This window comes from Alteromonas sp. ABH4_454 (assembly GCF_056311775.1).
Genome location: NZ_CM149972.1, coordinates 787,462 through 801,659, shown reverse-complemented (window position 1 = coordinate 801,659; position 14,198 = coordinate 787,462). Strand labels below are relative to the sequence as shown.

General features: G+C 43.9%; 12 protein-coding genes. 8 read left to right on the top strand and 4 right to left on the bottom strand.

Annotation, left to right across the window (positions count from 1 at the left end; translation table 11 throughout):
• The first annotated feature begins 1 nt into the window (after position 1).
• Positions 2–1,321, top strand: coding sequence for a 16S rRNA (cytosine(967)-C(5))-methyltransferase RsmB (rsmB, locus tag ACYX4W_RS03530; protein WP_476074687.1), 1,320 nt, complete (start codon positions 2–4; stop codon positions 1,319–1,321).
• Positions 1,322–1,384: 63 nt separating this feature from the next.
• Positions 1,385–2,764: a Trk system potassium transporter TrkA gene (gene trkA, locus ACYX4W_RS03525; protein WP_136782368.1), complete on the top strand. Its 1,380-nt coding sequence runs from the start codon at positions 1,385–1,387 to the stop codon at positions 2,762–2,764.
• Positions 2,765–2,870: 106 nt separating this feature from the next.
• On the opposite strand, the gene ACYX4W_RS03520 is transcribed toward trkA, so the two are convergent.
• Positions 2,871–4,322: a TrkH family potassium uptake protein gene (locus tag ACYX4W_RS03520; protein ID WP_474803290.1), complete on the bottom strand. Its 1,452-nt coding sequence runs from the start codon at positions 4,320–4,322 to the stop codon at positions 2,871–2,873.
• 254 nt (positions 4,323–4,576) lie between these two features.
• Positions 4,577–5,230, bottom strand: a complete 654-nt coding sequence (elbB, locus tag ACYX4W_RS03515; RefSeq protein ID WP_179981874.1) for an isoprenoid biosynthesis glyoxalase ElbB — start codon at positions 5,228–5,230, stop codon at positions 4,577–4,579.
• A gap of 421 nt (positions 5,231–5,651) precedes the next feature.
• Here elbB and polA point away from each other — a divergent pair, with 421 nt between their 5' ends.
• Complete coding sequence (gene polA, locus ACYX4W_RS03510) at positions 5,652–8,441, top strand: DNA polymerase I (protein WP_474803293.1); 2,790 nt, start codon at positions 5,652–5,654, stop codon at positions 8,439–8,441.
• Between the two features lie 414 nt (positions 8,442–8,855).
• Here polA and yihA read toward each other — a convergent pair whose 3' ends face one another.
• Positions 8,856–9,491, bottom strand: coding sequence for a ribosome biogenesis GTP-binding protein YihA/YsxC (gene yihA / locus ACYX4W_RS03505; protein WP_474803296.1), 636 nt, complete (start codon positions 9,489–9,491; stop codon positions 8,856–8,858).
• A gap of 174 nt (positions 9,492–9,665) precedes the next feature.
• Between yihA and ACYX4W_RS03500 the strand changes: the two genes are divergently transcribed.
• The 4 genes from ACYX4W_RS03500 to ACYX4W_RS03485 all read left to right on the top strand — a co-directional run bounded on the left by ACYX4W_RS03500 (position 9,666) and on the right by ACYX4W_RS03485 (position 12,400).
• Positions 9,666–10,289, top strand: a complete 624-nt coding sequence (locus tag ACYX4W_RS03500) for a c-type cytochrome (protein ID WP_179981871.1) — start codon at positions 9,666–9,668, stop codon at positions 10,287–10,289.
• Positions 10,290–10,642: 353 nt separating this feature from the next.
• The gene (locus tag ACYX4W_RS03495; protein WP_474803299.1) at positions 10,643–11,290 is read left to right on the top strand and encodes a class I SAM-dependent methyltransferase; all 648 of its coding nucleotides are present in this window, start codon (positions 10,643–10,645) and stop codon (positions 11,288–11,290) included.
• Between the two features lie 126 nt (positions 11,291–11,416).
• Positions 11,417–11,920 carry a Der GTPase-activating protein YihI gene (gene yihI / locus ACYX4W_RS03490; RefSeq protein WP_474803301.1) on the top strand — a complete coding sequence of 168 codons (504 nt, stop codon included), beginning with the start codon at positions 11,417–11,419 and terminating at the stop codon, positions 11,918–11,920.
• An 18-nt stretch (positions 11,921–11,938) separates the two neighbouring features.
• Positions 11,939–12,400, top strand: a complete 462-nt coding sequence (locus ACYX4W_RS03485; RefSeq protein ID WP_179981868.1) for a DUF2489 domain-containing protein — start codon at positions 11,939–11,941, stop codon at positions 12,398–12,400.
• A 136-nt stretch (positions 12,401–12,536) separates the two neighbouring features.
• Here ACYX4W_RS03485 and ACYX4W_RS03480 read toward each other — a convergent pair whose 3' ends face one another.
• On the bottom strand, positions 12,537–13,145 hold the full coding sequence (locus tag ACYX4W_RS03480; protein ID WP_474803304.1) for a DNA-3-methyladenine glycosylase I: 609 nt from the start codon (positions 13,143–13,145) through the stop codon (positions 12,537–12,539).
• Between the two features lie 146 nt (positions 13,146–13,291).
• On the opposite strand from ACYX4W_RS03480, the gene glyQ reads away from it, so the two are divergent.
• The gene (glyQ, locus tag ACYX4W_RS03475) at positions 13,292–14,197 is read left to right on the top strand and encodes a glycine--tRNA ligase subunit alpha (RefSeq protein WP_014947716.1); all 906 of its coding nucleotides are present in this window, start codon (positions 13,292–13,294) and stop codon (positions 14,195–14,197) included.
• The last annotated feature ends 1 nt before the right edge of the window (position 14,198 follow it).

The following is a 14,198-nucleotide window of genomic DNA, read 5'->3' as shown; positions in this document are numbered from 1 at the left end:
CGTGAAACCATTACCCCTTCCCAAGCAAAAAAACCTGCGCGCAGATTGTGCGTGGGTCATTTATCAAATTTTAGAGCAAGGCAAGTCGTCGCGTGAATGCCTAGAACGCGTTCAGCGCAGACACAACGCCAAAGACAACGCATGGATTCAAGAAATGTCGTTAGGGGTAATGCGTCGCCTTCCCCTTTTACAGCACTGGCTACGCTCTTTGCTAGATAGACCCTTAAAGGGAAATAAAAAGGTTATCGAGCACCTTATACTTCTTGGCTTGTACCAGCTTAACTTTTCACGAGTTAGTAACCATGCTGCAGTAGGTGAAACCGTTGCTGCAGCGTCTTATTTAAATGCAGCAGCGCTTAAAGGCTTGGTAAATGCGGTATTACGCAATTTTCAGCGAGAGAACCTTGCCGACAAAAACGTTGATGATGCCATTATAAACAGCGGTTTACCTAAGTGGCTGTTTAAGGCAATAGAGACCGCCTATGGCGCCGATGCCGACCAAGTGCGTAGCGAAACTAACGCTATGGCTCCCATCTGGCTTCGTGTAAATAAGCTGCAAACAACATTGGCAGCATTCACCGAGGCGCTAGATAGTGTTGGCGTCGAATATACCCTTAGCGACAATCACGCAGATGCAGTAATTCTGGCTAAACGTGAAGACATTACGTCCCTGCCTGGCTTTGATAAAGGGCACTTTGCGGTGCAAGACGGTGCAGTTCAATTAGCCGCACACTACTTACAGCCGCAAGCTAGTGAGCGTATTTTAGATTGTTGCGCCGCACCAGGTGGTAAAACCGGGCACATTGTAGAATGCGAACCGGATACTGAGTACGTGTTGGCACTTGATGCCGACGCTACACGCCTAAAACGCGTAGAAGAAAACATGACGCGTCTTAAACACGTTGTGGATATTAAGCAGGGTGATGCCGCTAATCCAAAAACTTGGTGGGACGGAAAGCCCTTCGATAGAATATTATTGGATGCCCCCTGCTCTGCTACTGGCGTTATACGACGCCACCCAGATATTCGCTGGCTTCGAAAATCCAATGACATCGACAATTTAGCGCGGCTACAACGCCGCATATTAGATACGCTGTGGGGCCTATTAAAACCAGGCGGCACCTTGCTTTATGCAACCTGTTCTATTTTACCAAAAGAGAACATGGCGCAAATACAGCAGTTTCTAGCCGACACGCCAAACGCCAAGTTATCGCCTGTAGTGAAAACAGAAACCATAGACAAACCTGGACGTCAGATTACGCCGGGGGAAGAACAAATGGATGGTTTCTATTATGCGAGGCTGGTAAAGTCGTCAGACTAAGTTTAATAGTTGTGCAGGTTACATTGTGATGACCTGCACAGATATGAAGGCAAAATAATAACGATGAAGATCATCATTTTAGGGGCCGGACAAGTAGGCGGAACTCTTGCTGAAAACCTAGTAGGTGAAAATAACGAAATTACCGTTATTGACTCTGACCCCACTATTCTTCGCGCGCTGCAAGACCGCCTTGATTTGCAGGTTGTAACAGGTGTGGGTTCACACCCAGATGTATTGCGCAAAGCCGGTGCGGAAGATGCTGATATGCTGATAGCCGTAACCAATAGTGATGAAAGCAACATGCTAGCCTGTCAGGTTGCCTATAGCCTTTTCAAAACGCCCACAAAAATTGCCCGTGTACGCTCAGAACAATACATTATTTACCAAGAGCAGCTATATAAGCAGCAAGACATTCCGGTAGACCACATTATTGCCCCAGAGCAACTGGTAACCAAAGCAATTAAACGCCTCATTGATTATCCCGGTGCCCTTCAGGTTGTTGAGTTTGCAGAAGGCAAAGCAAGCCTGGTAGCCGTTAAAGCCTATTATGGCGGCTTATTAGTAGGCCACGCGTTATCTGCGCTTAAAGATCACATGCCTAATGTGGAAACCCGGGTTGCAGCTATTTACCGTCGCGGCCGCCCTATTCGACCATTGGGAACGACCGTTATAGAAGCAGATGACGAAGTATTCTTTATTGCCGCCACCAAGCACATTCGTGCAGTAATGAGTGAGCTTCAAAAGCTCGAGTCTAGCTACAAGCGAATTATGATAGCCGGCGGTGGTTTAATTGGCGCAGGGTTAGCGAAGAAGCTTGAACACAATCATAACGTTAAGCTTATTGAATACAGCCCAGAGCGGGCAAAGTATTTATCTGCCAACTTAGATAAAACCATTGTCTTCAGTGGTGATGCATCTGATCCTGAATTACTCAGTGAAGAGAATATCGAACAGGTCGATGCCTTCATTGCGGTAACTAACGACGATGAAGCGAATATTATGTCGGCCATGCTGGCAAAGCGCATGGGCGCGCAAAAAGCCATGGTGCTTATTCAGCGAAGTGCTTATGTAGATCTCGTTCAGGGTGGCGAGATAGACATTGCGTTTTCACCACAACAAGCCACTATTTCGGCACTACTTACGCACGTACGCCGTGGAGACATTGTTAACGTTTATTCTTTACGTCGTGGCGCGGCAGAGGCTATTGAAGCCATTGCTCATGGTGATGAAAACACATCTAAAGTGGTTGGCAGACAAATTGGCGACATCAAGCTACCTCCTGGTACGACTATCGGTGCTATCGTTCGCGACGAACAGGTAATTATTGCCCATAGTGATACCAAGATAGAAGCGAACGATCACGTTATTTTGTTCTTGGTGGATAAGAAGTACATCAATGATGTAGAAAAGCTGTTCCAGCCCAGTGCATTCTTCTTTGGCTAGCGCTATACCCCTCTTTAATAAAGCTTCGCAAAGATATCAGAGTACAGTGATTCGAATATAGACTCATAGAACAAAGGGCGATAATTATCGCCCTTTTTTCTAGATATTAGCTTCGCCAGAACGTAGGCGAGAACAGTACCAGTAATGAAAAGACTTCTAGTCGACCAAACACCATCCCAGTTACTAAGATCCATTTGCCTGCATCAGTTACATCGGCATAGTTTGCTGCCACACTGCCTAGGCCTGGGCCTAAGTTATTTAGCATGGCCGCCGTTGCAGTAAAAGCACTCAGGTTATCTAAACCTGTCGCAATTAGGCCTATCATTATTACCACAAATACTACGGCGTAAGCCGAGAAAAACCCCCATACAGCTTCTACCACTCTGTCGGGCATAGCACGGTCGCCAAACTTAACACTGTACACGGCTTTAGGGTGGATAAGTCTGTCTACTTCACGCTTGCCTTGTAAAAACAATAAGCACACACGTACTACCTTCAAGCCACCACCTGTGGAGCTGGCGCAACCGCCTATGAAGCTAGAAAAAATAAGCATTATGGGTAAAAACGTAGGCCATACAGAAAAGTCAGTAGTGGCGAATCCGGCCGTGGTGCTAATGGACACTGCCTGAATCATAGCCTGATCTAGAGCTTGCTCTGCTGAACTATAGTAGCCTGATAGAGTGAGTACTAGAAAGCAAATACCAATTAGCGACGCTTGAATAATAAAGAAGGCTTTGAATTCAGGATCTTTAAAGTAGCCTTTCACTGAGCGTGAACTTACCGCGGCGTAGTGCAGCGAGAAATTCAGCGCAGCAATAAGCAAAAAGACCGTACAAACCACGTTTACCATGGGGCTGTTGAAGTACCCTAAGCTCGCATCATGGTTAGAAAACCCACCAATGGCTACGGTTGAGAATGCATGGCATATAGCATCGAATACATTCATACCTGAAAGCCAATATGCACCCGCGCACGCGATGGTTATAGTTAGGTAGATATACCATAGATGCTTTGCCGTATCGGCAATACGCGGCGTCATCTTATTATCTTTAACCGGGCCGGGTGTCTCTGCTCGATACAGCTGCATGCCCCCAACACCAAGAATAGGTAATATGGCAACGGCAAGTACGATGATACCCATACCGCCTAGCCACTGAAGTTGCTGCCGGTAAAATTGTACTGAATGAGGGAGAAAATCTATCCCTTCGATAACCGTAGCACCTGTGGTCGTCAGGCCAGAAAACGATTCAAAAAAAGCATCGGTTACTGTCATGCTAGGTTGTTCAAGCAAGATAAGTGGAATTGCACCCACGCTTGCCAGTACTGACCAAAACAGCGCGACTATTAAAAACCCTTCTCTCGCTCTTAAATCATTTTTTTGCTGACGATTGGGATACCACAAGGCCATGCCGCCAATGACACAGAATATAAAAGCGAGAGTGAAAGGAAGACCGCTGCCATCTTGATAAATCAACGACACAATAGCTGGTGGGATCATGGTTACGCTAAAAAGCGCTATTAGTAACCCGAGTATTCGTATGATGGCACGGTAGTGCATTGTTTATTATGCCTTTATTTTTATAGCGCGCATAAGGGCTTAAGCGCCCTAGTTTTAATGATTTTTTGAACTGACTTCAAAAAAACAAACGTCGTTACCTCAAACAAAAAAGGTAAAACTCAATGTGTTTCGTATAGGGTTTTGATTATAGGACTATAATCAGTAAGGGGAAACCTTTGTCTCCCCACATTATTAAGCTAATTATATAGAATGGCGCTTAACTTTTCGGTTCAGAAAAGCCAGCCCCAAGTTTTCTATTTCATGGCAAGTACAGTCTTGACCATTTTGCTAATACTCGCATTCGCCTCACTAACGCTTTGCGCCAGCATATAGGCAGGTGTAGTTACCAGCTTCGCATCATTATCCACGACAACCTCATCGACTGGGCACTCTACATGAGTGGCACCTAAGGCATTCAAGCCGCAAGCCGTGGCTTCATCGTCGCCAATAGTTAGCTTAGTCTTGTTGCTATACACTTTGGCGGCTAAAGCTGGTGCAATACACGCATAAGCTGCAGGTTTTTTAGCTTGTGCAAATGCCTTACAGACCTCAAGAACCTCTTCGTTAAAGGTACATTTATCACCGTCTACAGCAAAGGTGCAAAGGTTTTTCGCCGCACCAAAGCCGCCGGGCAGTATAAGTGTATCAAATGCATTAACGTCACAATCAGTGACAGGCTTTATATTGCCTCTGGCTATTCGGGCTGACTCTACCAATACGTTTCTGGTTTCACCTTCCGCCACTTCACCGGTTAAGTGATTGACCACGTGAAGTTGCTCTACATCGGGCGCGAAACATTGATAAGATGCTCCTTCTTGCTCAATGGCTAGAAGCGTTAATACCGCTTCATGTAATTCTGCCCCGTCGAACACACCACTACCACTTAAAATAACGGCTACTTGTTTCATATTGTCCTCCTAGACGTTATGCCATCTACTTATTCAAAATTTGGCTATTAAACACACAAGTGTACAAAAAAAGTTCTTATAAATACGTGTATACAATGTTAACGGTTATGCTACATTACTTGACCAACTTGGTTAAACCAAAAATAAACGTACACCAAGTTATCCACACAAAATGGAATGATTAGTAGCAGGTACGCTGTTTTCACACCTTAGTCTCATTCCCTTATTTTTCTTGATTTAGATGGTGATCTTTAACTTGACAAAGATCATCCGGATCACTGTGCCTGAAACTTTAGATCACAAAGTTATCCACAGGCGAAATATGATCGGCTGTCACGTTTAATCTTCCTTCATGATATGGCGATCTGCCCTAGCCTGTGGCATCCTTGCGCTCATATTGTATATTGGAAAATCGCCCGCTATGCCAGATTCTAAAAAGCCTCCATTTATTCTTGTCGATGGATCGTCCTATCTCTTTCGTGCCTTTCACGGTTTACCCCCTTTAACGAACTCAAAAGGCCAAGATACCGGTGCCATTTATGGTGTTGTGAACATGCTTAAAAGCTTGATCAAGCAATACAACCCTACCCACATGGCAGTAATTTTTGATGCCAAAGGAAAAACGTTTCGAGACGACATTTATAAAGAGTATAAGGCGAATCGCCCGCCTATGCCGGATGAGCTAAGAAGCCAGATCGAACCATTACATACCATCATTAAGGCGATGGGCTTACCGGTTATCGTAGAGTCCGGAGTAGAAGCAGATGACGTTATAGGTACATTAGCCAAACATGCGACAGAGAAAGGAATTGATACCCTTATCAGCACTGGCGACAAAGACATGGCGCAATTGGTTAATGAGCATGTCACCTTGATCAATACTATGACCAATCAAGTAATGGACGTTGAAGGCGTAAATACTAAGTTTGGCATACCTCCTGAACTTGTGATCGACTTTCTCGCATTAAAAGGCGACAAAGTAGATAACATACCCGGCGTACCTGGTGTAGGCGATAAAAGTGCTCAAGCTTTACTTAATGGTATTGGCGGTATCGACGATATTTATAAGAACCTGGATAAAATCGCCGATCTATCGTTTAGAGGTAGCAAGTCAATGGCGGCTAAAATGCAGGAGTACGAGGAGCAAGCACGACTCTCTTATACCCTAGCCACTATTAGCATCGATCTTGACTTAGACTATGATGTTGAAGCCTTGATGCCTAGCCAACCCGATAATGAACAACTTCGCGATCTCTTTGCTGAGTATGAATTCAAACGCTGGCATACAGAAGTAAGTGCGCTTGTGGCGGGCGGTGATACCTCAAATAGCGACACTACTGGCAGTGAAGATAGCAGCAGTGCACAAGAAAGTGAGCAAAGTACATCGGTAGATATCGACAAAGCGAAATACGAAACCGTACTTGATGAAGCGCGCTTTAACGCTTGGGTCGCTAAGCTTGAAAAAGCTGAGCTAATTGCCTTTGACACCGAAACTACTAGTCTTAACTACATGGATGCCGAATTAGTTGGCGTTTCATTTTGTATAGAAGAAGGTGAAGCAGCTTACGTACCTGTAGCCCATGATTACCCCGATGCGCCGGCACAGCTATCACGAGAGTTCGTATTAAACGCATTAAAACCTATTTTGGAATCAGACAAGGTTATCAAAGTAGGCCAGCATATTAAGTACGATAAAAATGTACTAGCGAACTATGACATAACCTTAAATGGCATTGGCTTTGACACTATGCTTGAAAGCTATGTACTAAACAGCACCGCCCAGCGCCACGATATGGACTCGCTAGCTCTAGCTTATCTTGGTCATAAAACCATTCACTTTGAAGAAATTGCTGGCAAAGGCGCAAAACAGCTTACCTTTAACCAAATTGACCTAGAAGAAGCTGGCCCTTATGCAGCAGAAGATGCTGATATAACGCTTCGCTTACATAACGCTATTTGGACAAAGTTAAAAGATATTCCGGAACTTAAAGACTTGTTGATAGACGTTGAAGTTCCCCTTGCGTGCGTCCTTTCTCGCATGGAACAAGAAGGCGTTCTGATTGACAGCCAGAGACTTAGTCAACAAAGCCAAGATCTTGCTAGTCGTATTGCCGAGCTAGAAAGTGAGGTTCATGAGGAAGCGGGCGAGCCATTCAACTTAGGCTCAACAAAACAGCTTCAGCATATTCTATTTGAAAAGATGTCGCTGCCAATTATTAAGAAAACGCCAAAAGGCGCGCCCTCTACTTCTGAGGATGTACTTCAAGAACTTGCACTTGAGTATCCGCTGCCTAAAAAGATCATGGAATACCGCGGCTTAACTAAGCTAAAGAATACCTACACCGATAAACTTCCTAAGATGATCAATCATCGAACAGGTCGGGTGCATACGTCTTATCATCAAGCGGTAACGGCAACAGGGCGTCTTTCTTCAACCGATCCTAATTTACAAAATATTCCTATTCGCAATGAAGAAGGTCGTCGCGTACGTCAGGCTTTTGTTCCAAGGGAAGGAAATAAGTTTGTCGCAGCTGACTACTCTCAAATTGAGCTGCGTATTATGGCGCACCTTTCTGGTGATAAAGGCCTACTCGATGCCTTTGCTCATGGCAAAGATATTCATAAAGCAACGGCATCTGAAGTATTCGGCGTACCACTTGATGAGGTAACGACCGAGCAGCGACGCAGCGCAAAAGCGATTAACTTTGGCTTAATTTACGGTATGAGTGCGTTTGGACTGTCTAAGCAACTTAATATTCCACGTAACGAAGCCCAAAAATACATGGACCTTTACTTTGAGCGCTACCCTGGTGTGCTTGAATATATGGACTCTACTCGTGAGAGTGCAAAGGAAAAGGGTTATGTAGAAACTGTATTTGGTCGCAGGCTATACCTGCCTGATATTAAAGCAAGTAATGGCGCACGCCGAAAAGGTGCAGAACGCGCAGCAATCAATGCGCCAATGCAAGGTACGGCGGCAGACATTATTAAAATGGCCATGATTAAAGTTGACGACTGGATCAGAAAAAATGCATCCGACGATGTAACCATGATGATGCAAGTGCACGATGAACTGGTTTTCGAAATTAAAGAAGACAAAGTAGATACCTATGTTTCTACTATTACAGCACTTATGGAAAGCGCAGCCACACTTAATGTGCCGCTAGTTGTTGAAGCTGGTGTGGGCGAAAATTGGGATGAAGCACATTAGTTTGGTAATTAGATTACAGTTTCAATACCCAGTTGGGAGTTATTTACATTAAATTTGGTAATTTAATTACATAACACCCTTGCCTTTTCTGTGCTTTGTTGTAATATTACGCATGTAGGGTACAGAGGTGAGAAAGCTGTTTTCAAACCTTTGCTTTAACCCCGACAGTTTTGTCGGGGTTTTTTTATATCTGCAGAAAATAAATAACTGTTAAATATCAAACACATAACACTTTGAGTGATTTTTCTTTCTATTTTTTCTGAACTTCTTTTATTACCGCTACTCTATATCTACGGTTTTTATGTGTTTTCTCTCAGTTTACGCCTCGCTCTATGCGGGGCGTTCTTTTTTCTAGCGCATCGAGCTTTCCCACTAAATACACTAAGTCAACACAAGTGAAATTCACCGTTAACGTTATTTGGCTTCACTATCGGATGTATCTTCATCAACTGATTTGTCCAACCCAAACCATGAATCTAAGATACGCTCTAGCTCTGGTAAACCATGTTTATTTAATGACGAAAAGGTTTGTACCGTCACATCACCCATAAATGCCATAGCAGCTTCACGGGCCATTAATAGTTGTGCTTTGCGCTTTCCGCTTTTCAGTTTATCGGCTTTTGTAAGAAGCGCGAGTACAGGGATATCCGACGCCACAGCCCAATGAATGAGGTCTTGGTCTAAATCTTTAAAAGGATGACGAATATCCATTAGTACCACCAAACCTTTTAGCGACTTACGCTTTTGAAGGTATTCACCTAATGACGCTTGCCACTTCTTTTTCATCGCCACCGGGACTTTAGCAAATCCGTAACCCGGCAAATCGACAAGGCGCAAGTCTTCCTCTAATTCAAATACATTGATTAATTGAGTACGACCTGGTGTTTTACTGGTTCTCGCCAAGTTTCTTTGACGGGTTAATGTGTTAAGCGCACTCGACTTTCCCGCATTCGAGCGACCCGCAAACGCAACTTCAATACCGCTGTCATTCTTTAAGTGACGAATGTCAGGTGCACTCGTAAAGAATTTTGCTTTGGTGTAATACGACATCTAGACTTACCTCCACATGCGTCTCAACCTTTGGTTTACAGTTTTTTAATGAATAAACCAGCTAAAAACCATAGTTTTATCATGGAATAGGTTTTTCTGACGCGTTAAATGTGTAAAATACGCATGATATCACGTATATCACGCGAGCCGTTGGATCCATTTAAGAGATTTATTATGAAAAAACTGTGTTTGTTGGTGTGTATGTCTTTGGGTTTAAGCGCAACTGCTATGGCAGAAGGCGACGCCGAGGCAGGTAAAGCGAAATCTGCAGTATGTGCAGCCTGTCATGGCCCTGATGGCAACAGCATGATTGACATGAACCCGAAACTTGCTGGCCAGCATGAGAAGTACATTGTTAAGCAATTAACCGAATTTAAACTTGCCTCTCAAACGGGTGGCGAGGAAGGTCGTAACAATGCTGTGATGAACGGCATGGCTGCTCCACTATCAGAGCAAGACATGAAAGACCTAGCTGCTTATTTCTCAAGCCAAGAGCCTAAAGCGGGCGAAACGCCTGAGCAATATGTAGAAGCTGGACGCGCACTTTATCAAGGTGGTGACGAGTCGCGTGGCGTAACAGCATGTATCGCATGCCACGGACCTAAAGGTAACGGTATGGCATTAGCAGGCTTCCCTGACATCAGTGGACAGCACGCTACCTACACTGCATCTCAGCTAAAGGCTTTCCGTTCTGGTCAACGTCACAACGATATGAATGGCATGATGCGTGATATTGCGATGAAATTAACCGACGAAGATATCGAAATTTTATCTAACTATATCGCAGGCTTACACTAAGCCGTACCGTTTTTACACACTGTTGTTAAAATTTTGTTACCATAAAAGTTGTATTTTAAAATTATTCGTGTAATCTAACGGCGTAGTTTGTAGGTGCCTTTGAAAATCTACAAACTAAACAACAAGAATAATAATAAAAATGCAGCATGGAAGACGGGATAAAGAGCCACGAGGGCCAAAAACAACAATACAGCTCTGCTAAAAATAAAAATAAGGGGAGCACAGCTAGGGAAGCCAGCTACACATAGATGTGTATAACGGGAGAGGTGTCATCTGACACTCATACAATGTAAGGTGATGGTGAAAACCATCACCTTTTTCTTTTTTAGCCCCTTTATTAATATCCGCCTTTTATGTCTTGTCCTTTATGCCAAAGCGCTAATACATCATCTCACTACCACACTGATAAAAAGCGGGAATACCTCCAGTGTAGTCAATGCGAACTTGTTTATGTTTCTCCTGCGTTTCTGCCGTCAAAAGAAGTAGAAAAACAGGAATATGATCTTCACGAAAACAGCTTCGAAGATGAAGGATATCGAAAGTTTTTAGGAAAGGTTTTAACCCCGCTCTCACCTTTTATAAAAGCAACTAACGCAGGAGAGCTTTCTGGACTAGACTTTGGCTGCGGTCCAGCACCTGTTCTAGCAAGCATGCTGTCAGAAGAAGGAGTGAATATGAGTACATACGACCCCTTCTATGCCCCGACCTTAAGGGTACTTGAGAAAAGCTACGACATTGTAACCTGTACTGAAGCTATCGAGCACTTTCACTCCCCATACGTGGAATGGGCGCTGTTCAACAAACTTGTTGCCCCTAGCGGGGTTCTAGCCATCATGACAAAACGCGTGCTCGATAAAGCCCGCTTTGCAAATTGGCATTATAAAAACGACATCACACATGTAAGCTTCTTCAGCGAAAAAACCTTTGAGTATTTAGCACAAAGAGACGGCTATGACGTTAAATTCCCAGCAAATGACGTTGTGCTAATGAAGAAGCGCTGAAATAGATTATCTATCACTACCTTTATGGCATATTGATTTTTAACCGCACACCCAAAGATCAATACGTAGGCACTAATTCGCGCTATAATAGCGTTGTTTTTTCACTCTCTTTGTTATTTGGAAATTATGGCACGTTCAAAGAAATCTCGTAAAGTCGGTCAAATCGGCGTTCGTAAAGACCCAGACTTTAAACCTAGCGAAAACCGTAAATCAGACTCACCTCGCCCTAAAAAGCACAAGGGTAAGCCTGCAGGTAGCCGCCACAATGTTGAACAGAAAAAAGTAACTGGCAAAAAGAGTGCTGAGAATAAAGATCCTCGTCACGGCAGTAAGAAGCCTGTTCAGCTTGTAAAAACAGTAACGCCAACCCCTGCTCAAAAGAAGAAGTACGCAACTCCAGCCCAAGAGTTGGCAGCCCTAGAAGTAGACCAACGTTTAACAGATTTACTTGATAAGCTTGATGATGACAAGCCGCTTACTCGCGAGCAACAAGCGTACGTAGACGAAAAAATGGCACGCCACCGCATCCTTTGTGACCTACTAGGTATAGTGGAAGAAGATGATGAAGACGACGATATGGATCCGTTTAACGATTTAGACGCTATTAACATCGACGACTTTAAGCATTAATAGAAACAGGAAAACGTTATGCTTTGGGCAGTACTTTCAGGCATTGCGCTACTCATCATTGTTGGGCTTGGCTTTTACGCAGGTAAACTGCTGTTTATGCTAAAGCAGCAGAAAGCGCGACAGGAAGCCGCAAGGCAATCTCGCATTGCTAATATCACTGACAGCATCATAGTGATTGCTAAAGCGATGGAGCAACAGCAGTGTGATTTATCAGAAGGTGTTATTCGTATCGTTAACTTGCTTAACGCCCTTCCTATTAATTCACCACCTGACTTTAAAGCGCAGTATCCGCAAGTTCATGCACTTTTCACCGAGGTCAGTGGCTTTGCTATTTTAGAAGCAAGACAGCAACTTCCTAAGAATGAGCGAAGAAAACAGGATATCGCACGAGAGCAAATTGAGTCTGAATACGAGTCTAAGGTATTGGATGAATTACCACCGCTTAAAGCCTACTGTGAAACTTTGATAAGCGCTCAATAAGAATGTAACGCTATTGCGTAAAAACAAAAGCTTTAGCGTCAGGCATATATAAAAAAGACCGAACATCACTAGGTGCTCGGTCTTTTTTGTTTTTTATGAATTAATTTCTATATTCAATGTTGTGTCCCTTACCATATCACTTTATCGCTAAGTCACAGGTACGCTGATAACAGTGACACCCTACTTCGTGATCGTTTACCATTCCCACTGCCTGCATAAAAGCGTAGCAAATTGTTTCGCCTACAAAATTAAACCCGTGCTTTTTTAATGCTTTTGACATCGCTTTCGATGCGTCGGTAGAGGTGGGGGCCTGCTTAAAGTTATCCCAAGCATTTATCACAGTACGTCCGCCTGTGAATTGCCAAATAAACTCGCTGAATGGCTGTGTTTCTTCTATGGCCAGATACCCTTTAGCATTTTTAATAACAGACTCTATTTTAAGCTTGTTTCTGATTATACCGCTGTCGTGCATTAGCCTTTCGACATCAGAAGGACCCATAGTCGCGATTTTCTCAGGATCAAACTGGTGAAATGCCCGCTCAAAATTCTGCTGCTTTTTAAGGATAGTTAACCAAGACAAGCCTGCTTGCTGACCATCTAGGCATAATTTAGCAAACAGCGCTCGGCTATTTAGCTCAGGTACACCCCATTCGTTGTCATGATAAGCCAGATAAATAGGGTCATTGCTCACCCAACCGCAACGGTGTAATGGCGTGTTTTGTGCTGTTTTTAATTGACTGGTCATGGCTTAAGATTAAATCCTTGTTGTGAAGTAGCATATTGCCTTTATTCGTGACGTTTTTTCACCCTTTACACCTACATACTGTGCCTCACAAATTGTATACTATCCCACCTTAATTTTAAGTCAGTTAACTAATAAGCAGCGGATGTATGCAAAAATACGATATTAAAACCTTTCAAGGGTTGATCCTTGCGCTTCAAGATTATTGGGCGCGTCAGGGCTGCGTTATTATTCAGCCTCTGGATATGGAAGTGGGTGCAGGTACTTTTCACCCTATGACATTCCTACGTTCTTTAGGTCCAGAGCCAATGAGTAGCGCCTATGTTCAACCATGCCGTAGACCCACCGATGGTCGTTACGGTGAGAACCCAAACCGCTTACAGCATTACTATCAGTTCCAAGTAATGCTTAAGCCTTCACCTGACAATATTCAGGAGTTGTACTTGGGCTCTTTGAAAGAGTTGGGCTTTGATCCGCTGGTTCACGACATTCGCTTTGTAGAAGACAACTGGGAATCACCAACGCTTGGTGCGTGGGGACTAGGCTGGGAAGTATGGCTTAACGGTATGGAAGTGACGCAGTTCACCTACTTCCAACAGGTAGGCGGCCTTGAATGTAAGCCTGTTACTGGTGAAATCACCTACGGCTTAGAGCGACTAGCTATGTACGTTCAAGGTGTAGATAGTATCTATGACCTGGTATGGACTGACGGCCCAATGGGTAAAGTCACCTATGGTGATGTATTCCATCAAAACGAAGTAGAACAATCTACGTATAACTTCGAACACGCCAACGTAGAAGCCCTGTTTAGAACTTTCGACGAGTGTGAAGCCGAAAGTAAAAAGCTAATTGAGAATAACCTTCCACTACCCGCTTATGAGCAGGTAATGAAGGCGTCTCACGCATTTAACTTACTTGATGCACGTCATGCTATTTCAGTGACAGAGCGCCAACGCTATATTCTTCGTGTGCGAACTCTGGCTAAAGCGTGTGCAGAGAGCTATTACCAAGCACGTGAAGCACTAGGCTTCCCACTATGTAACAAGGAGGCATAAG